Raw genomic sequence first — 21707 nt, 5'->3', positions numbered from 1 at the left:
TTCCTCGCAAATATTTTTTTCAAAGTTTTTACAACAAATTTTTAATTCCTTAACATTCAATTATTTGAAATTGAAAAAAAATTTCAGCAACAGATAAAATAGGCGATTTTAAAGCTAAAAACATAACTTTACAGCGTTTATGATCGAAATTTATACAGACGGAGCAGCTAGCGGAAACCCCGGACCAGGTGGTTGGGGTACTATTTTAAGGGCAGGGCAACACTACAAGGAACTGAGTGGTGGTTTTAGAATGACTACAAATAACCGCATGGAGTTATTGGCTGTAATAAAGGGATTAGAGGCATTAAAAAGTTTGAACCAGGAGGTGACCGTTTATTCAGATTCGAAATATGTGGTTGATGCCGTTGAAAAAAAATGGGTTTTCGGCTGGGTGAAAAAAGGTTTTAAAGATAAAAAGAACAAAGACCTCTGGTTGCGTTTCCTCGAACTATACAAACTGCACAAGGTAAAATTTATCTGGATTAAAGGTCACAACGATCATCCTGAGAATGAGCGCTGCGACCGTTTAGCTGTTTTTGCCTCGCAAGACAAACAAAATTTAGCGATAGATACTTTTTTTGAAGCAGAAAGAAATAAGGCAAACCTTTTTTAGTCTATCCCGCCGATTACATTTAAATCTTCAAGCTTAGCTTCTATATTCTCATCAACAGAGATCGATTTTGCAGTGTAAAGCAACATCATTTCTTCTGCTTTCTCAACCATTTTTCTGGAGCCGATAAAAACCGGAACCCTTTGGTGTAGTTCGGTCGGCTGGATTTCCAATATGCGCTCGAAACCTGTACTGGCTTTGCCCCCGGCCTGCTCTATAATAAAAGCCATCGGGTTACATTCGTACAGCAACCTTAGCTTTCCGTTAGGTGAGCGTGCGGTGGTTGGATAGATATAAATACCACCCTTTATTAAATTCCGGTGGATATCGCCCACCATCGAGCCGATATAACGTGAAGTGTAAGGACGTTTTGTTGCTTCATCTTCTACCTGGCAATATTTGATGTATTTTTTTACACCGTCAGGAAAATGCACGTAATTCCCTTCATTTACGGAATATAAATAGCCCACCTCGGGGATTTTCATTTGAGGATGCGATAAACAGAATTCGCCTATTGACGGATCGAGGGTAAACCCGTTCACCCCTTTTCCGGTAGTGTACACCAGCATGGTTGATGAACCATAAATAATATAACCTGCGGCCACCTGCTGCGTACCCTTTTGCAATACATCATCTATACTTGCCCTGCCATCCACCGATTTCCGGCGATAAATAGAGAAAATAGTGCCCACGGCAACATTTACATCGGTATTTGAAGAACCATCTAAAGGATCGATGCAAACAATATATTTGGCATTCTGCGAAACCGGAGATTCGATATGGATGATTTCGTCTTCTTCTTCAGTTGCCACAATGCAGCATTCGCCACCGCTGGTTAATGCGGCAATAAACTGCTTATCTGCATAAACATCTAATTTTTTCTGTTCTTCTCCCTGAATATTGGTTGTACCCATGTCGCCAAGAATATCAACCAAACCTGCCTTATTAATTTCGCGGTTTACAATTTTTGCGGCAATGCCAATATCTCTTAGCAGCCTGGAAAGCTCTCCTTTGGCATAAGGGAAATCTGCCTGTTTTTCTATAATAAATTGTCCTAGTGTTTTAACGCCATAAACCATACTTAGTGTACATTTTACATTATCTACCCGATAACTCTATAACCTCTAAGGTATGAATATTTTCGTCAGTAATGCAAAACCTGATCAGTGTACGCACCTTGTGCCAGCCGTGTTTTCCTGCTGCTCCGGGGTTTATATGCAAACATTTTATTTTTTCATCGAACATTACTTTCAAAATATGAGAATGTCCGGTAATAAATAATTTTGGAGGGTTAGTGTATATTTCTGGCTTTACAAAATTAGAATACCTGCCGGGATAACCGCCTATGTGGGTCATCCATACATCAACCTCTTCGCAGCTAAATCGATTTTGTTCAGGAAAGGCTGATCTGATGGTTGCATCATCAATGTTTCCGAATACCCCCCGCAAGGGTTTAAATGCGGCCAGGGGTTCTGCTACATCTGGACCAAAATCACCCGCATGCCAGATTTCATCTACCTCATCAAAGTGTTTGAAAACGGCTTCATCCAAAAAACCATGCGTATCAGAAATTAATCCTATTTTTTTCATGAATCAAAGGTAATATCAATCCGGTTTCCCACATTAAACATCGCAACAAATTATTTTCTGCGTGTTTAATGTTTCAGAAAAAACAATCTTTTTAACCTGAAAAATCATTAAAAACCTAAGAAAGCACCTTATTTTATCTATAGGATATTAGCATTGGAACAGGCCATCATTTCAAAGGAAAAATTAATGCTGTCTTACCTGTTTAAATGTCCCGTTGGGTTGTATAAAAGAAACAGACAAAGGTTTTGACACGCCTTCTTTCTTCTCGAATTTTAAACTAAAACCCTTTAAATTTTTGAAATTAAAAGTATCGTTTCCAACTGAAACGGTTTCATATTCGGGCTGACCGGGTACAGAGACAAATAAAACTTTACCTTTTAAATAAACTTTTGCCATCCCCTTTTCACCATAGCTTCCGGTATAATTTTCTAATTCTGCAGCACTTAATTCAACCGTTCTTGGCTTGTAATTAAAAATGGCAGGTTTCATTCCACGTTCTAAAGGAATACTGATCCCTTCAATTTTCCCATCCTGTCCGCTGATAAAATTGAAACGTAAATCGCTTTCTGCTGTATCAATTTTCCCTTTTTTATCTATCCCGCTAATGCTGAACACATCGTAATGGTAATGTCTGAGCAAAAGTTTTTCTTTACCCATCATGGCAAACAGCGAATCGTTTTTGAACGATACATTGATTACGCCATAAGCAGGGTTATCAAATAAACCATCATAATCTTTTAAAGGATGAGAAGGTTTTGTATTTAAAACATGGGCATTCTCTGCCGTTTTTTTGGTGGCTTTTTCTCTTTCTCTGGCTTCTTTTTTTGCTTTAATCGCCCTACTATTCCAATCGGTATTTTCCAGTTCCAGCATCCGGTCGGCAATGCTGCTATATACAATTTTCGGAACAGGGGAGCCGTTTTGATTGGTTAAAACCACTATACCCAATTTATCTGTAGGAAAAAAGGATACACTTGCCGAAAAACCATTAATATTACCGCCATGCTCTACCATATAATGGCCGCGGTAAGAGCTGATCATCCAGCCAAAACCATAGGTAGATAAATAAATGTCCTCATCCTCTTCTGGTAAACCACCGTTCATTACCATCTGCGAACTTGCAGCTTCCCTGATGTATGAAACAGGTAAAATTTCCTTTCCTTTATAAGATCCCCCGTTAATCCAAACTTTTAACCAGTGTGTCATATCGTTTACACTGCTATTAATGCTTCCGGCCGGACCCATACCATCTATATTAAAATAATCAATCTTTTCAATTGCGCCTTTATCATTCACAGTATAAGGTAAGGAAGCGTCGCTATCTTTTTCAAATTTGAAAATATCGGTATTTGAACGGTTCATCTCCAAAGGATCAAAAAACTTTTCTTTAATATTCTGCTCCCAGGTTTTTCCGGTCAGTTTTTCAACAATCATCCCCTGCGCAAGAAACATAAAGTTGTTGTACTGCCATTTCTCGCGCACTGCAGCAGTAGGCTCCATATAACGAACCCTTTGAATGATACTATCGCGGTTTGAAGTATTAAATACGAACCACGATAAATCATAACGCGACAAACCGGTACGGTGGCACATCATATCACGTACGGTAATCTGGCTGTTCATGTTATCGTTGTAAAATTTTAACTGTGGTAAATATGAGGTAGCGATGCCATCAAATGATAATTTCCCTTCTTTTTGTTGTAAACCAATGAGTGCTGATGTAAATGATTTTGTGCTCGAACCGATAGCAAAAAGGGTATTCGGCCTAACCGGTTTTTTGTTCTCCAGATCCCGGTAGCCAAAGCCTTTGCTATAAATTACCTGATCGCCTTTTACCACAGCCACTGCAAAACCAGCCACCTGCTGATCTTTTAATACGCGGTTTAATAGGGTATCAATCCCCGCCAAAGGATCGCCGGTTTTTTGTTTTTTAGATTGCGCAAGAGAAGATATTGCCATCAGGCACAGCAAAAACACATTTAGACTACGTTTCATTTAATTTAGGTGAGTTGGTTTGCAGCCTAAATTACAAATGATATAGCAGAAAACGCTTATGCTTCAAACTATTTCCTTAGTAAGCCAGAAAAAAATCTTTAAGTAAAATCTTATACTCCTGCGTATGTTCCTTTAAAGATTCATAAATATTAAAATCACTTTCTTTTAAAGGCACTTCCCCTTTTTTTAAACAGATGACTTGCCTGAAAGTAGGTTTATTTTCATCAGAATGAATATTAACGCGTTCGGCAAGTGATAAATTATATGGAGAAGCGATATTAATCACCTTATCGGCCTGTTTTATCGGGAGAATTAACCAGATCTGCCCTCCATCAGCCAAAAGCGAGTTTGATTTTTCTACCAACGAACTAAAAAAGTCTTCATCTGCATGCCGTGCGATGCCTTTTCTGATTTCTTCGTTTTTTAAATCATTTACAAAAAAAGGCGGATTAGATACAATCAGGTCAAATTTTTCATTCGTATTATATTGTTCAATTGCAACATGGTTAATATTCAGGCGCTCACTGAAAACTGATAACCGGAAGTTTTTGCTCGCAGTTTCAGCAGCTTGTTGATCAATTTCTACTGCTTCTATAAATGCATCAGGAAAACGTTGCGCCAGCATTAAAGCAATTACACCCGTTCCTGTGCCAATATCCAGAATCTTTTTTGGCGATGGATGCGAAACGGTTGCACCAAGCAATACGCCATCGGTATTAATTTTCATGGCGCAGCCTGTTTGATCGACATCGAACTGTTTGAATTTAAAAATATTCATCTTAAATTTCGTACAATTCTAAAGGCAAACCATCCGGATCGGCAAAAAAAGTAAACCTTTTATCAGTAAATTCATCAACGCGGATCGGCTCCGTTACAATTCCCTGTTCGTTTAATCTGGAAATTTCTTTCTCGATATCCTCAACCTCAAAAGCCAGATGACGCAAACCCTGTGCTTCTGGTCGCGATGGTCTTGCAGGAGGATTTTCGAAGGAAAAAAGCTCGATCTGATACACACCATTTACCGCCAGATCGAGTTTATACGATTTTCTTTCAGTCCGGTAAACCTCGGCCAAAACCTTAAAACCCAATTTATTTACATAAAAATCTTTCGATTTTTCGTAATCAGAACAGATAATGGCAATGTGGTGGATACGAAGCATAAAAATTAATGATTGAATGTCAAAATTATTGAATGACAGAATGAATGAATGATAGAATGCATTATTGAATTACAAAGCAAAGTTGCAAAATATCCTTATTAGTTAATCAAAATTCTTTTTAGCATTCTCTCATTCAAAACTCAATCATTCAATCATTCAAAATTCTATCATTCATTCCCTGATTCATTCTGTCATTAAATTTAAAAACGCTATTTTTGCAACTTCAAAAAAAAAGCATGATTCATTTCTTCCTTAGTCAATCGCAGGCGATTTTTGTTCTACAAACAGACAAAGCGCTTTCTACCACTGATATTACTAAACTCGAATGGTTATTTGGCGGCGCCAAAATCTCGCAGGAAACAGCCCTAACTGGCTTTTTCGTTGGACCAAGAGCAGCAATGATTACTCCCTGGAGCACTAACGCAGTAGAGATTACCCAGAACATGGACATGCAGGGAATCATTAGGATTGAAGAATTTAAGAAGGTTGACGAGGATTTTTCAGATTATGATCCGATGCTTTCTCAAAAATACAACAAACTGGATCAGGAGGTTTATACCATCAATATTAAACCTGAACCGATTTTAGAAATCACTGATATTGCAGCTTATAACAAACAGGAAGGACTGTCTTTAAGCGATGAAGAGGTTGATTATTTAAACTCACTGGCGCAGAAACTGGAAAGACCATTAACTGATTCTGAAGTTTTTGGTTTCTCACAGGTAAATTCTGAACACTGCCGTCACAAAATTTTCAATGGCAAATTCGTAATTGATGGTGTTGAGCAGCCTACTTCTTTATTTAAGCTAATCCGTAAAACCTCAGAAGAAAACCCTAACGATATTGTTTCGGCCTATAAAGATAACGTAGCTTTTATAAAAGGTCCGAAAGTGCAGCAGTTTGCACCTAAACGTGCCGATGAACCTGATTACTATACCACAAGCGATTTCGAATCGGTAATTTCACTTAAAGCAGAAACCCATAATTTCCCAACCACCGTAGAGCCTTTTAATGGTGCGGCTACAGGTTCGGGAGGTGAAATCAGAGACCGTTTAGCCGGCGGACAAGGCTCATTGCCTTTGGCCGGAACAGCTGTTTACATGACAGCCCTTTCTCGTCTGGAGGATAACCGTCCATGGGAAAAAGGTGTTGAAGAAAGAGAATGGTTATACCAAACCCCGATGGATATCCTGATCAAAGCATCAAATGGCGCTACAGATTTTGGAAATAAATTCGGGCAACCGCTGATTACAGGTTCGGTTTTAACATTCGAACATCAAGAAGAAGACAGAAAATTAGGTTTTGACAAAGTAATTATGCTTGCCGGTGGTATCGGTTACGGTAAAGCCAGCCAGGCACAAAAACTTAAACCACAGGAAGGCGATAACATTGTTATTTTAGGTGGCGAAAACTATAGAATCGGAATGGGAGGTGCAGCAGTTTCATCTGCAGATACCGGTCAGCATGGTAGTGGAATTGAATTAAATGCCATCCAGCGTTCAAACCCTGAAATGCAGAAACGTGCGGCAAATGCGGTGCGCGGCATGGTAGAAAGCGATCATAATTCGATTATATCGATCCACGATCACGGTGCAGGCGGTCACTTAAACTGTTTATCAGAACTGGTTGAAGAAACCGGTGGTTTAATCGACTTAAATAAATTGCCTGTTGGCGACCCTACCCTTTCAGCCAAAGAAATTATCGGTAACGAATCGCAGGAAAGAATGGGATTGGTAATCGGTAACGAACACATCGAAACCCTTCAAAAAATAGCCGATCGCGAACGTTCGCCAATGTACACTGTTGGTAAAGTAACCGGCGATCACCGTTTTACTTTTAAATCGGCAACAACCGGTTTAAAACCGATGGATTTAGAACTGGCCGCCATGTTTGGCAGTTCTCCAAAAATCGTAATGGACGACAAAACCATCGATCGTAAATATGAAGCGGTTACTTATAACAATAACGAATTAAATACCTATTTAGAGCAGGTGCTTCAGTTAGAAGCTGTTGCTGCTAAAGATTGGTTAACCAATAAAGTAGACCGTTGCGTGGGTGGCCGTGTGGCCAAACAACAGTGTGCTGGTCCGTTACAACTACCGTTAAACAACTGTGGTGTAATGGCTTTAGATTTCCAGGGTAAAGAAGGTATTGCCACTTCGGTTGGTCATGCACCGCTTTCTGCCCTGATCGATCCGGCAGCAGGTAGCCGAAATGCCATTGCCGAATCACTTTCGAATATTGTTTGGGCACCTTTAAAAGATGGTTTAAAAAGTGTTTCGCTATCTGCCAACTGGATGTGGGCCTGTAAAAACGAGGGTGAAGATGCACGTTTATATGCTGCCGTAAAAGCCTGTTCTGATTTTGCCATCGATCTAGGAATCAACATCCCAACTGGAAAAGATTCGTTGTCGATGAAACAGAAATACAAAGATGGCGATGTGATTGCACCAGGTACTGTAATTATTTCTGCAGGTGCTAACTGTGATGACATTACCAAAGTAGTAGAACCGGTATTGCAGAAAAATGGCGGATCAATTTATTACATCAATCTTTCTAACGACGGTTACAAATTAGGTGGTTCATCTTTTGCGCAGATTTTAAACAAAATCGGCACAGAAACTCCTGACATTAAAGATGCCGGTCAATTTAAAACAGCATTTAATACGCTTCAACAATTAATTAAGGAAGATAAAATCCAGGCTGGTCACGATATTGGTAGCGGTGGTTTAATTACTACTTTATTGGAAATGTGTTTTGCTGACCGTGATTTAGGTGCTTCGATCGATTTATCTTCATTGGCAGAAGCTGATAGCATTAAAGTATTATTTGCAGAGAATATTGGTATCGTATTCCAGGCTGACGCTTCGGTTGAAGAAACTTTTGCTCAGGCAGGCGTAACTTTCCATAAAATCGGTGAAGTAAACCAAACAGCTAAATTGGAAGTTAAAAATGCTGCAGATAACTTTAGCTTTGATATCGATCATTTACGTGATGTTTGGTTCAAAACTTCGTACCTGTTAGATAGCAAACAAACCGGTAATGGTTTAGCTAAAGAACGTTACGATAATTACAAAAACCAGGTTTTAAACTATACTTTCCCAACACAATTTGATGGCAAGAAACCGGTAATCGACGCTACCAAACCACGTCCAAAAGCGGCCATTATCCGCGAAAAAGGAAGTAACTCAGAGCGCGAACTGGCCAATGCCATGTATTTAGCTGGTTTTGATGTGAAAGATGTACACATGACCGATTTAATCACCGGCAGGGAAACTTTAGAAGATATTCAGTTTATTGGTGCTGTTGGTGGTTTCTCTAACTCTGATGTTTTAGGATCGGCGAAAGGCTGGGCAGGTGCATTTTTATACAACGAAAAAGCAAGAGTGGCTTTAGAGAAATTTTTCGCCCGTCCTGATACTTTATCCGTTGGTGTTTGTAACGGTTGCCAGTTATTTGTGGAGCTGGGCTTAATCAATAAAGACCACGCAGAAAAACCTAAAATGCTGCACAACAAAAGCGGTAAACACGAAAGTATTTTCACTTCTTTAACCTTACAGGAAAACAATTCGGTCATGTTATCAACCCTGGCAGGAAGCACTTTAGGCGTTTGGGTTTCACATGGTGAAGGAAGATTCTCGTTACCTTATACAGAAGATAAATACAAAATAGTGGCAAAATATGCCTACGAAAGCTATCCTGCAAGTCCGAATGGCTCTGATTATAACACCGCAATGATGTGTGATGAAACCGGCCGTCACCTGGTAATGATGCCGCACATTGAGCGCTCACTGTTCCAATGGCACTGGGCAAATTATCCACAAGGTCGTAAAGACGAAGTTTCGCCATGGATGGAAGCTTTTGTTAATGCACGCAAGTGGATTGAGAATAAGGGATAAGGTTGATGGATGATGTAAAATGGATGATGGAGTAAAAACCATCATCCATTTTTTGTTTACAGACCTCTATCTCAAGCGAAGTATCTTTACAGTGCCGTCATCTCGAACGAAGTGCAACGCAGTCGAGAGATCTATCGAGATAAATTTCTCCCCGCCTCGGAATGACGCAACTATTTAAATCAGATAACATAAAAAACGGCCCGGGCTCCGCCTAAACCGTTTCAATTTACCTAACCCCAACATCCACGGTCTGTGTCCTCACAGAACATCGTCAAAACTAATGATGCAAGTTTTTGCAAGTGATCTGTGAGGACACAGACCACGGAGTAAACAAAGTGTCTTTACAGTACCGTCATCTCGAACGAAGTGCACGCAGTCGAGAGATCTATCGAGATAGATTTCTCCCCGCCTGTACGGGCAGGCATTTCGTTACCGGTGAAACCTGCTAGCTTCAGTCGAAATGACGCAACTATTTAAATCAGATAACATAAAAAACGGCCCGGGCTCCACCTAAACCGTTTCAATTTACCTAACCCCAACATCCACGGTCTGTGTCCTCACAGAACATCGTCAAAACTAATGATGCAAGTTTTTGCAAGTGATCTGTGAGGACACAGACCGCGGAGTAAACGAAGTGTTTTTACAGTGCCGTCATCTCGAGCGAAGTGCAACGCAGTCGAGAGATCTATCGAGATAGATTTCTTTGCAAGTGGTCTGTGGAGACACAGACCACGGAGTAAACGAAGTGTCTTTACGGTACCGTCATCTCGAACGAAGTGCAACGCAGTCGAGAGATCTATCGAGATAGATTTCTCCCCGCCTGTACGGGCAGGCATTTCACTACCGGTGAAACCTGTGAAACAAGCAAGCATACCATGATAAATAATAACAGATGCTTACACCGGCTAGCTTCAGTCGAAATGACGCAACTATTTAAATCAGATAACATAAAAAACGGCCCGGGCACTGCCCAAACCGTTTCAATTTACCTAACCCTACATCTCCCTAAAAACCAAGAGCGTTAATAGAAAGCTTCCCCATCATCCATCTCACATTTTCCATCATCATATTCCTTGCACATCCCTTCTCACTTCTTTTCTCCAACCCTTTCCATATTTCTTATCCATAAAAGAAGCCACTACTTTATTATAATCTTCGATCGAAATATTTAAGGGCATTACACATCCAAAATCGCGGTAAGCAATGCCATATTTCTTTTCAAATACTTCCTGCCCTTTAATATAAATAGATACAATACCACCGCGGAGCAAAAACTTAACAGTTCCGTTTTTTAAATCGGTATTGGCCAGTTTAATGCTGTATTGTTTTGAAGTATCTGCCGGATTTACAACTTTAGCACTTAAATAAGCAGCGGTAAAGCAAGTAAATAGTATTATTAGGAGGAACTTTTTCATTTTCAACCATCTTTAATTAGAAATCTGAAAATTGATGGCCATATTATACCTCACCCTCACCGGAACACCTTTATTTTTACCGGGTTTCCAAAGTGGCGATTTTTTAATCACTTTCATCGCTTCTTCATCGCAGCCAAAACCGATGCCTTTAATTACCGATACATCAGTGATGGAACCATCCTTCTCTACCACAAAACTCACAAATACCTTTCCCGCTGCGCCTTCTTCCTGTGCCTTTGACGGATACCTTAAATTACGTTCCATATATTTAGACCAGGCTTTGGCACCACCTGTAAATTCTGGATATTCATCAACACCACTTGTAGTATATTCTGCATTATCGGCCGTTCCTGTTCCCTCTTTAGCAGTCCCAGCTCCATCACCATTACCTTTGGCATCTGGAATTACCAAATTTGGAGCAACAATTCCATCTTGCGTCCTATCACTGATCACAGCATTTTGTATTTCTTTAATGGTAGGAGGATCTGGAAGATCTACTTTATTTACAACCACTATATTCTGCGATAAAGCAACCGTTTTAACCTTTACAGGTTCTGCTTTTTTCGGCTCAGGTTTTTCTTCCGGTTTAGGAACATCTGGTTTCATCTGATGGATAACATCATCCAGTTTCACCACTGTTGGTGCAGTATCAAATACAACTTCCTTTGGCAAAAGCTTTGCATAAATCAAAGGCGAGAAACACAATAGTACAAATAAACTACCCGATACGAAAAGCGCTCTCGTCATAATCTTCGAAGATTTAGACCTTAAATCGTAAGCACCATAGTTTTTGTTGCGGTTTGCAAATACAAGATCGAGCCACTCGGTTTTGTACACGTTAATAGAAGAGTTGAACATAGTTTTAAAGTTTTATACCATGATGCAGCAAAATCAACGATTCCATAAAACATTTAAAAAATCTATTTTCGTTACAAAAAATGAAATTTTTCATCTGAAAAACATTTTTTTATTTCATTTTCAGTAAAATTCACATAATTCGTGCGATTGTTTTACAAAAATTAATAAAATATACTATTTTTGACAAAAAACATAACAAATTAATGAAAAGCTTAAGAACCATCGCATTAAAAGAGGCTCAAAATAGAATTTCGCCTGAAGTTAAATCTCCTTCAGCGAAAATTTCTGATTTTTATGGCTCGAATGTATTTGATAAGAAAAAAATGAGAGATTTCTTATCTAAGGACGTGTATGAAAAATTAATTTCATCTATCAACCAAGGTGAATTAATCAATTCTGATGATGCTAACCAAATTGCTACAGCTATGAAAGCATGGGCAATGAGCGCTGGCGCAACGCACTACACGCACTGGTTCCAGCCATTAACTGGCACAACAGCCGAAAAACATGATTCGTTTTTTGAGCCAAGTGGCGATGGTGCTATCGAAAAATTTGCTGGTAGTGCATTGGTTCAGCAAGAGCCAGATGCTTCAAGTTTCCCTAACGGCGGTATCCGTAATACTTTCGAAGCCCGCGGTTATACTGCATGGGATCCATCATCTCCAGCCTTCATTATGGAAAGTAAAGCAGGTAAAACCCTTTGCATCCCTACCGTTTTTGTATCATACACAGGCGAAGCCTTAGATTATAAAGCACCATTATTAAAAGCATTGGCTGCACTTGATAAAGCTGCTGTTGATGTTTGCCAATATTTCGATAAAAGCATTACTAAAGTAAATGCATCATTAGGTATTGAGCAAGAATATTTCTTAGTTGATGAGTCATTATTCAACGCCCGTCCGGATTTATTGTTAACCGGTCGTGCTTTGTTCGGTCACATGTCTGCTAAAGGCCAGCAATTAGAAGACCATTATTTCGGTTCTATTCCTGAGCGCGTATTCAGCTACATGGTAGATTTCGAAAACGAAGCTTTAAAATTAGGTATTCCGTTAAAAACCCGTCACAATGAGGTTGCGCCGTCTCAGTTTGAGTGTGCACCGATTTATGAAGAAATCAACTTAGCTATCGATCACAATCAGTTATTGATGGATTTGATGGAGAAAGTTGCCCGTCGTCACCATTTCCGTGTATTATTGCACGAAAAACCATACGCAGGCATCAACGGATCGGGTAAACACAATAACTGGAGCTTAATTACCGACACTGGTAAAAACTTATTGGCTCCTGGTAAAACACCTAAAAACAACTTAATGTTCCTTGCTTTCTTTGTAAATACAATTAAAGCCGTTAGCGAGCATGCAGATTTATTACGTGCAAGTATTGCATCAGTAAGCAACGATCACCGTTTAGGTGCAAACGAAGCGCCACCTGCAATTATCTCTATCTTCTTAGGTTCTCAATTAAACGATGTACTGGATGAAATTGAGCACTCACGCATCAGCAAAAAAATCAAAGAAGATAATGCACTTTGGTTAGGTATCCCTAAAATCCCTCAGATTTTATTAGATAATACCGACCGTAACCGTACCTCTCCTTTCGCATTTACTGGTAATAAATTTGAGTTGAGAGCTGTTGGTTCATCAGCAAATTCTTCTGCTCCGATGACGATCTTAAACGCGATTATGGCTGAGCAATTGGTTAAATTTAAAGTTGAAGTAGACAAATTGATCAAAAAAGGTGATAAAAAAGACATCGCTTTATTAACCGTGATCAAAAAATACATCAAAGAATCTAAAGGTATCCGTTTCGAAGGAAATGGTTATAGCCAGGAGTGGGAAGATGAAGCTGCAACACGCGGTTTATCAAACATCAAAACTACACCAAAAGCTTTAGATGCTTATTTAACTGAAAAATCTGCTGAGTTATTTGCTACAACAGGTATTTACAGCGCACGTGAGATTCATGCCCGTCATGAAATCATGTTAGAAAACTTCTACAAAAAATTACAGATCGAAGCACGTGTAATGGGCGAAGTGGCTAACACAGCCATCATCCCGGCAGCAATCGCTTACCAAAACTCTCTGATCGAAAATGTACAGGGTTTAAAAGCAATCGGTGTAGACAGCAAAGTTTCGATCGATATCGTTAAAAAACTTTCTGAGCATTTAGAAATTGTAAAAACCAATATCGATGCGATGTTAGAAGAACGTAAAGTAACCAACAAAATCGAAGATACGCGTGAGAAAGCAATTGCTTACGATGAGAAAGTTAAATCTTACTTCGATATTATCCGTTACCATGCTGATAAATTAGAGCAAATTGTTGACGACAGCGTTTGGCCTTTACCAAAATTCAGAGAATTATTATTCATGAAATAGATTTAAGCCGTAAGGTTTAAGGTATAGGGCGTAAGGTTTTAAACTTTACGCCCTTTTTTGTTCATTGGTTCATTGGCCATTGGTTCATGAGTACAGTTTTATTGCAAACTGTTAACTGCTAATTATTTCAAGTTTTTTTTGGAAAGCAATACCAGTGCTCATCGGTTAGAACAGTCCTGCTTTCCTTCCTGCTATGAAAGTTGTTGCTCAATTTTTAAAGTGATTGCAACAGCATCCATCCAATCAGGTTTATTTATGATAGGCCTGTGCAAGAGAAAAACCCGCCACAGTGAACAATCCTCTATATACTAAGCCCGATTGTACGGATGCGGTTTTGATCAACAGATTTTTCTTATCCATAAATTTAAAACCGCAGGAGGAAAAGCGGGACTGCAAACCGCCATAAAATGACAACTTTCACTTCCAAAATCTCTTTCAATTTTCTTATTAAAACAAGCCTTGTGCAGGTAAAACGCTGTCAAAGACTCATAGTTTAACCATCGACTCCGGACTTCGAACTCCCGACTTCCGACTTTCTAACTTCTTCCCTTTTACCTTCCACCTTAAAAAACTATCTTTGCGGCAACATGAGTGATAACAGGTACAATCAACGCGGCGTTTCTGCCTCAAAAGAAGATGTGCACAATGCCATCAAAAACATCGACAAAGGAATTTTCCCAAAAGCGTTCTGCAAAATCATCCCCGACATTTTAGGCGGCGATGAAGAATATTGCAACATTATGCATGCCGATGGTGCAGGTACCAAATCTTCTTTAGCTTATGTGTACTGGAAAGAAACAGGTGATATTTCGGTATGGAAAGGCATTGCACAGGATGCCATTATCATGAATATCGACGATCTGATCTGCGTGGGTGCTACTGATAACATTTTATTATCCTCAACCATTGGAAGAAATAAAAACCTGATTCCCGGCGAAGTGATTGCTGCCGTAATTAACGGAACCGAAGAAATTTTGGCCGATTTACGCGAACAGGGCATCTCCATTTACTCAACCGGTGGCGAAACAGCTGATGTTGGCGATTTGGTGAGGACCATTATCGTCGATTCTACCGTAACTTGCCGTTTAAAGCGCGAAGACATCATCAGCAACGATAATATTAAGCCAGGCGACGTTATTGTGGCATTAGCCTCATACGGACAAGCTACTTACGAAACGGAATATAATGGTGGCATGGGATCGAACGGATTAACCTCTGCCCGTCACGATGTTTTTGAGAAAGCTGTTGCCAATAGCTACCCTGAAAGTTTTGATCCGGCCGTTCCTTTCGACCTGGTTTTCTCTGGCCAAAAGCAACTCACCGATGAAATTGAAATTGAAGGTTTTGGTAAAATAACCGCAGGTAAATTGGTACTCTCTCCTACCCGCACTTATGCACCAGTAATTAAAAAAATATTAGAAAAACACGCTGGCCAGATAAATGGTATTGTACACTGCAGTGGTGGCGCGCAAACCAAGGTACTTCACTTCATCAATGATGATATCCACGTCATCAAGAATAACCTGTTCCCTGTTCCGCCGCTATTTAAACTGATACAGGAACAATCGGGCACTGATTGGAAAGAAATGTACAAGGTATTTAATATGGGCCACAGAATGGAACTTTATGTACCACAAGAGATTGCAGATAGCATTATCGAAATATCAAAAAGCTTTAACATCGACGCTCAGGTAATTGGCCATGTAGAAAAAGGCGACCAGAAACAGGTAACGATTGAAAGCGAAAAAGGAACTTTTGTTTATAATTAAAATAATAAAAACTCAATAAAAAAGGGCTGAAATTTTATTTCAGCCCTTTTTTATGCGTGTCAACAAACTTGTGAATAAAATACAATCCTATTAAATATTTTTCAAAAAAAAACATTTATTGAATACGAAGCACACTAAGATCTTCAATAAACGATCCCTCTATTGGATTCATATTCTGATCATTATGCTCTCTTATCTGCATACTACCGATATAATAACCAGTTGAACCTTGTGGCACCGTAATATTATAATCTTCTAATACATGTGTATAATAATGGAAATATGGTGAAAATTGTGATTCATATACATTTCTAATCTTTCTTACTCTAAGCATAATATCTTTTGGTAGTGCAAAAGATATATTATTGCGGGTAAAATATATGGAAACTTCTCTATCCAGTTCATGATTAAATCCATCATATAAATATTCATTATCTACAAAATCATAAACGATGTTAATAGGCATGTATAAATAATTGACGCCATCAATATCCCCTTGCGAAAGATGATCATTGTACCACCATACAGAGCCATCTTTTCTTGTCATTTGTGGTGAAGTATTCCCCCCTACTCTAGCTTCGGGTACACTTGAAGGATATAACATTATAGAATTAAAATCGAATGCTCCTAACTGAGCTCCTGATCTACCCTGTACATTATATGTAGCATATTGATAGGTCCAATCAGAATTGATGTTTGAGAAATTAATATTAATGTACTGATCCCGGTCAGTTCTACATTGCTCATGCATCAATCCTACTGCATGTCCAATTTCATGGGTAACAGTAGACTTATCTGCTCCAGCGGCTAACCTTATTAACTGCTGTCCACCAATCATACCCAATTGAGAATCTCCTCCTCCATTTGGTGGAGCACCCTGAAAATTCACATAATTTGCTTGATTAGTTCGTTGTATAAAACGGATTGATGTACTGGCCTCCCAATCGCTCATCGCACCTAAAATATCAGAACTATGAGCAGCATCATTAATTACATAGTATACAATCCCATTTGGCCACAATTTTTGAAATTCGGCTGTAAAGGTACTTCTAGGCGTAGATGTTTTACCACCACCTACTTTATTATACTCCAAATAAGCAATCTGGTCATTTGATAAAATAACATCACCTCCAACAACATATTCTACTTTACTGTTAATTTGTACAGTAACTTGCCCGCCGTTCTTTAAATGATAAGTAATTACTTTACCTAAAGTGTTCTGCTGTTCTTCTTCTTTAACAGAAGCTTCTTTTTTACAGGCACTCAAAAAAATGATAAGTGCTGCAAAAGCGTAATAGATTTTTTTCATGTTTAGATGTTTTTAAAATTTTATTTCATATTAGTTTAATCATTAGGTAAACATGTATGATTTACTATAAAAGCACAAAAGTTTAGGAATGCAATTGAATTAGATTTGGAGGGATGAACTACACAAGGCAGCACATTAATAACCTAATTGGTGAAAAAGAATATTTTCAGAGAGAGCGTGCGTTTCATAAATAGATTTTTTTGTTTTTCCGCGTTAAAGATGCAAATCAACTATTAAAGTCATTCTTTTTTTACATGAAGTAGTTAGTTTATTACATGAAACAATCACAAAAAACACCAAAAAGCAAGAATCCCCGATCAGTTGATCGGGGATTCTTGCTAATAGAAAATTATTCCAAACGTAAAATCCGTTCACCGTATTTAATTTCTGTTTCAGATATGATATCAAATTCATATTCTTTTCCTGCTGTTACAATAAGCTTTTTACCCTTAATTTTGTATGTACCTCTATCCGATACGTCACCTCCCGGCACTATATCTGCTTTACCATCAACCATGAGTGTAACATGTATCGCACTGCTAATAAAGAATCCGTTAGTTGGCTTGGGTACATTAATTTCATAGAATGTTTTTTCTTCCTTTACAGTTAGTTTTTTACAAGAAGTAAAACATAAAAACACGAGCATTAAATAGATAAGGTTTTTCATTTTTTAGTTTTATTAAAATAAACGGATCACGATTAATAAACGCTACAAATAATATTATAATTTACAATTAATTAAAAAAAACAAAAGCCCTCCGATTTTATACCGAAGGGCTTTTTTTATCTCAAAATCAGTGTTGATTAATATTTAACACGAACACCAATCTGCATGCTCCAACGTGATAAATAATCAGAATAAGCATAAGGTTTACCAGTATATTGATCTGTACCAAATGTTGGGTTAAAAGTATAGTTAGGTTTTACGACATTACCAGTTGTGGTATATCCTACAATGTTTAAAGGAGATATTACCTGGTTTGAAGAGAAATATCCTTGTCCCCATTTCTTATTAATCAAGTTACCAACATTGAAAATATCAAATGTGAAGCTAAAAACACTTTTTTTGTAGATATGAATATCCTGAACTAATTTAAAATCGAAATGATTTTCCCATGGTAAACGAGTACCATTACGTTTGGTGTTTTTTCCGATATTATCTCTTAAATAAGGATCAGAGTTTACATATTGTTGGAACAATTCATATTGTCTAGCTCCAGTCATTGTACCAGTAACACCAGTAACTGGATCTTTTATACCTGTTAAAGGAGTGATAAAGCTAGTAGCATCTACAGGAATAAAAAGTAAATCTGCATTGTTACTCGATGATTTTGATGGAGTTGCGGTCGTAGAACCATCATCACCATTTAAGTCGCCGAATACAACATAAGAAAGCGCTTGTCCAGATTGTCCATTATAGAATAAACCAAGATTAGTTGCGAATTTACCTCCACCGTAAGTAAATTTCTTACCTAACATGAATGATACTCTCGAGCCCATATCATTGTTATTAGTTGTTAAATCTAAATTATTCAAACCGTTAACATTGTAAGCAAATCTATAGTTTGATAACGCAGTAGAAGAAGTACCATCATTTAGGTTAAATGAATGGCCAATAGTATATGAAACACTTGCCATAAATCCACTACTGAATTGCTTATCTAATTTACCATAAACGGTGTATGAATAACCTTTATTCGTATTAGTTAAATATAAAATATTAGTATAATTTTTATCTATTTTACTATTGTTATAAAAAGGTCTTGTTACACCATTACCCATATCTAATGTATAAGAAGCCGGGTTAAGGTTCATATCCTGATACAATATATCCTTGATCGTTTTTGTATAAGTACCTTCAATAGTACCTACTAATCCCCAAGGCAATTTTTGGTCAACTGCTAAGTTAGCTTTTAATACTCTAGGTGCCTGAAAATTCGGATCTGTTAAATCAACTTCTGAAGGAAGTGGAGTTGTTGGTGTACCTTGATAAGGGTTGCTTGGGTTAAATACAATTTTGTTTGCTGCAATTGCGGCTGCATTTGCTGTATATTTAATTGTTGCTTTCCCAGTATTTGAATATTGGTTTGATACCCATACCATTGGTACACGGCCAGAGAATATACCTGCACCACCACGGATTTGAGTTCTAGAATTGTTAAAAACATCCCAGTTAAAACCTAACCTTGGCGTTACAATTATATTTGATTTTGGAGTTCTGTTATTTACCAGATTATTAGCTACTGCTACAGGTGATGCATTAAAAGCAGCATTTTCAACTGGATTATTTAAATATACAGGCACTTCAGCTCTTACACCGTAGGTTAATCTGAAGTTATCTCTAATACTCCAAACATCCTGAGCATATAAACTAAACTGAGCCATTTCAATTTTAGCTGGGGCTAAAGGATCGCTAGCATCTGTTGAGTAAGTTGTTTGATATTGAGTCATCCCTGTCTGAGGAGTGCTCATAAATCCAGCTAGACTTGTAAAGCTGTAATCACCATATACACCTTGTAAAAAAACGTTTTTAGTTTTATAGAATAAATTATCCGTTCCAAATGTAAGGTTATGGCTTCCTAAGTTAAGGTTAAAATTATCAGTTAAGGTAAAGTTATCCTGGTTTAAGCTATTTGCCTGAGAACTGTAATCAGCTCCAAATCTAAAAGTTCCAGCAACCGGATCAGCAATGCTAACGCTTGGGAACGCAGCTCCCGGATCTCTTCTATCCCTTACAGCTGTATAAGTTAAACGCAATAAGTTAGATGCATTATTTGATAATTTCGAGCTTAACTCAGCTACAACAGAAGTAGTTTTGTTACTTTGAGCATATCCATTGTTATAAAACGACATAGCCGTTTGAGAATCAGAAATACTGTAGTTACTTCCCTGAACATAGTTTCCGCGGATCATTAACTTATTTTTGTCATTGATGTTCCAATCAATACGACCAAATATATTATCAGCTTTTCTCGTTAAATTAATTCCATTAATTTTACCTACATCATAGCCATATTTGTTCATTACAAAATCCTTTAATGTTTGCGCAGTTGCAACATTGATTCTTGAAGTTCCATCAGGGCCACCTGGTTGGTTAGCAATAGGTTGATCCCTGTTTAAGCCTTCATACGCAACAAAGAAGAATAATTTATCTTTAATAATCGGTCCTCCCATACTTAAACCATATTGGAAAGATTTGAAGTCTGTATATTTATTTCTTGTGGTATAACTTCTTCCAACAAGATCTTGATTTTGATAAGTTCCAAACGCTGTTCCATGAACTTCGTTCGTTCCACTTTTTGTTACCGCATTTAAACTTCCACCAGTGAAACCAGCCTGACTAACATCATAAGGTGATAATGAAACCTGAACTTGCTCTATCGCATCAAATGGAATTGGATTAATATTTGCCTGCCCACCGTTAGTACCGTTACTTGCAAGACCAAAAACGTCTGTTGAGTTAGCACCATCAATAGTGAACTGATTATAACGTGTACTTTGTCCGCCAAAACTTATTCCAAGCGGAGATCCATCAGTACTACTATTTCTTACCAAAGCAATAGGACTTAAACGAGCAAAGTCATTGATGTTACGCGAAATAGTTGGCAACATATCCAATTGGTTTCGTGAAACCGAAGTGGAAGTTCCTGTTTTATTTCTTCCAATTACCGAATTCCTGCTACCAGTTACATTTACTTCAGTTAGGATTACCGAATTATCAACTAAAACTGGATCAAGTTTACTGCTTTCACCAAGGTTCAAATAGATATCCTTATTAATAAAAGGATGATAACCTACGAAATTCACCTCAATGGTGTAAGGACCACCAACACGCATGTTATTAATGACGTAGCGCCCTTCGTTGTTGGTTGATACAGAATAAACTGTACCTGTTGGTGTATGTGTTGCCTTAACACTCGCACCAGGTAAAACGCCTTTGGCATCTTTAACTGTTCCTGAAATTGAAGATGTGGTTACCTGTGCATTAGCACCAACAGTAATACCTACAAATGCAACAATAACCAGTACTAATCTTAAAAGTAAAGATTTCTTCATACTTTGTTTTTTAAATGTTTTTTGTTGTTGAATAATAATCTAATAGGGATTTTATTGCTGCAAATGTCCTAATAAAATTTAACACATTTTAACATCCAATGTTAAATAATTATTAAGTCGGGCAAAACTTTTCAACATTTAACACATATTGTAGCGATTATAACTTTCAGTTTATCAATACATTGATAATAAAGCTAAATTTTTAATAACGAAATTATCAGTTGATTATAATTTAAGCATAAAAGTTATGTTAACATTGGTATTTTTCAAATAATACATATCAACACCATTTTTTAAGCTTCAAACACTTTGATTATTTAACTTTTTGTTATTCAACCCATATATTATTCGGCAAAACACCATCATTATGGATACTCTTTTATAATTGGTTATTCAAAACAATATTCATCCATTGTAATTTTTAAATGCTATCTCAACATTGCCCTATTCAATTGACATTTTTTTTTTAGTTTTGAGCGATTATTAAGGAAATAGTATTCCTTTAATTTTCATGATGCAAAAGGTTTAATCCTTTATCCGGTAAAGAATCGGAGCATACATTATAAAATGCAGAACAATTAAGAAACAAATCTCTTTAAAATTAGATATGAACCGTCCATGATTATAAGTCTGTTAAATGATGATTAATTATGGTAAGCTCCATCTGA

At 37.7% G+C, this 21707-nt stretch carries 14 protein-coding genes; 4 read left to right on the top strand and 10 right to left on the bottom strand.

Annotated features, from left to right (window positions below; all coding sequences use genetic code 11):
• The first annotated feature begins 139 nt into the window (after positions 1-139).
• A complete protein-coding gene (rnhA, locus tag ACTJKC_RS14925; protein WP_344850054.1) occupies positions 140-613 on the top strand; it encodes a ribonuclease HI in 474 nt (157 codons plus the stop codon).
• Here the strand turns inward: rnhA and fbp are convergent.
• The 5 genes from fbp to gloA2 form a co-directional block, all read right to left on the bottom strand.
• Positions 610-1689 carry a class 1 fructose-bisphosphatase gene (gene fbp, locus ACTJKC_RS14920; protein ID WP_440793062.1) on the bottom strand — a complete coding sequence of 360 codons (1080 nt, stop codon included), beginning with the start codon at positions 1687-1689 and terminating at the stop codon, positions 610-612. The genes rnhA and fbp overlap by 4 nt on opposite strands.
• A 19-nt stretch (positions 1690-1708) precedes the next feature.
• Positions 1709-2200 carry a metallophosphoesterase family protein gene (locus ACTJKC_RS14915; protein WP_440793060.1) on the bottom strand — a complete coding sequence of 164 codons (492 nt, stop codon included), beginning with the start codon at positions 2198-2200 and terminating at the stop codon, positions 1709-1711.
• A 183-nt stretch (positions 2201-2383) separates the two neighbouring features.
• Entirely contained in the window at positions 2384-4195 is a 1812-nt protein-coding gene (locus ACTJKC_RS14910; protein ID WP_440793058.1) for a serine hydrolase, read from the bottom strand.
• 76 nt (positions 4196-4271) lie between these two features.
• Positions 4272-4973 (bottom strand): tRNA1(Val) (adenine(37)-N6)-methyltransferase, encoded by a 702-nt coding sequence (locus tag ACTJKC_RS14905; protein ID WP_440793056.1) that lies wholly within the window; start codon positions 4971-4973, stop codon positions 4272-4274.
• A gap of 1 nt (position 4974) precedes the next feature.
• Complete coding sequence (gene gloA2, locus ACTJKC_RS14900; protein ID WP_440793054.1) at positions 4975-5355, bottom strand: SMU1112c/YaeR family gloxylase I-like metalloprotein; 381 nt, start codon at positions 5353-5355, stop codon at positions 4975-4977.
• A gap of 236 nt (positions 5356-5591) precedes the next feature.
• Between gloA2 and purL the strand changes: the two genes are divergently transcribed.
• A complete protein-coding gene (purL, locus tag ACTJKC_RS14895; protein WP_440793052.1) occupies positions 5592-9254 on the top strand; it encodes a phosphoribosylformylglycinamidine synthase in 3663 nt (1220 codons plus the stop codon).
• Between the two features lie 1064 nt (positions 9255-10318).
• Here the strand turns inward: purL and ACTJKC_RS14890 are convergent.
• A complete protein-coding gene (locus ACTJKC_RS14890; protein WP_440793050.1) occupies positions 10319-10669 on the bottom strand; it encodes a hypothetical protein in 351 nt (116 codons plus the stop codon).
• A gap of 12 nt (positions 10670-10681) precedes the next feature.
• A complete protein-coding gene (locus tag ACTJKC_RS14885) occupies positions 10682-11527 on the bottom strand; it encodes an energy transducer TonB (protein ID WP_440793048.1) in 846 nt (281 codons plus the stop codon).
• Between the two features lie 203 nt (positions 11528-11730).
• Between ACTJKC_RS14885 and ACTJKC_RS14880 the strand changes: the two genes are divergently transcribed.
• Complete coding sequence (locus tag ACTJKC_RS14880) at positions 11731-13905, top strand: glutamine synthetase III family protein (protein WP_344850042.1); 2175 nt, start codon at positions 11731-11733, stop codon at positions 13903-13905.
• A gap of 587 nt (positions 13906-14492) precedes the next feature.
• Positions 14493-15674, top strand: a complete 1182-nt coding sequence (locus ACTJKC_RS14875) for an AIR synthase related protein (RefSeq protein ID WP_440793046.1) — start codon at positions 14493-14495, stop codon at positions 15672-15674.
• Positions 15675-15789: 115 nt separating this feature from the next.
• Here the strand turns inward: ACTJKC_RS14875 and ACTJKC_RS14870 are convergent, their stop codons facing one another.
• The 3 genes from ACTJKC_RS14870 to ACTJKC_RS14860 all read right to left on the bottom strand — a co-directional run bounded on the left by ACTJKC_RS14870 (position 15790) and on the right by ACTJKC_RS14860 (position 21039).
• Positions 15790-16983: a M12 family metallopeptidase gene (locus tag ACTJKC_RS14870; protein WP_440793044.1), complete on the bottom strand. Its 1194-nt coding sequence runs from the start codon at positions 16981-16983 to the stop codon at positions 15790-15792.
• 349 nt (positions 16984-17332) lie between these two features.
• Positions 17333-17650, bottom strand: coding sequence for a hypothetical protein (locus ACTJKC_RS14865; protein WP_440793042.1), 318 nt, complete (start codon positions 17648-17650; stop codon positions 17333-17335).
• A gap of 137 nt (positions 17651-17787) precedes the next feature.
• Positions 17788-21039, bottom strand: a complete 3252-nt coding sequence (locus tag ACTJKC_RS14860) for a TonB-dependent receptor (RefSeq protein WP_440793040.1) — start codon at positions 21037-21039, stop codon at positions 17788-17790.
• Positions 21040-21707: the final 668 nt, after the last annotated feature.

This window comes from Pedobacter sp. 22226 (assembly GCF_052045455.1).
Lineage (GTDB): Bacteria > Bacteroidota > Bacteroidia > Sphingobacteriales > Sphingobacteriaceae > Pedobacter > Pedobacter jeongneungensis.
The sequence above is the reverse complement of the archived record's forward strand: the minus strand, read 5'-3'. Positions and strand labels throughout refer to the sequence as shown.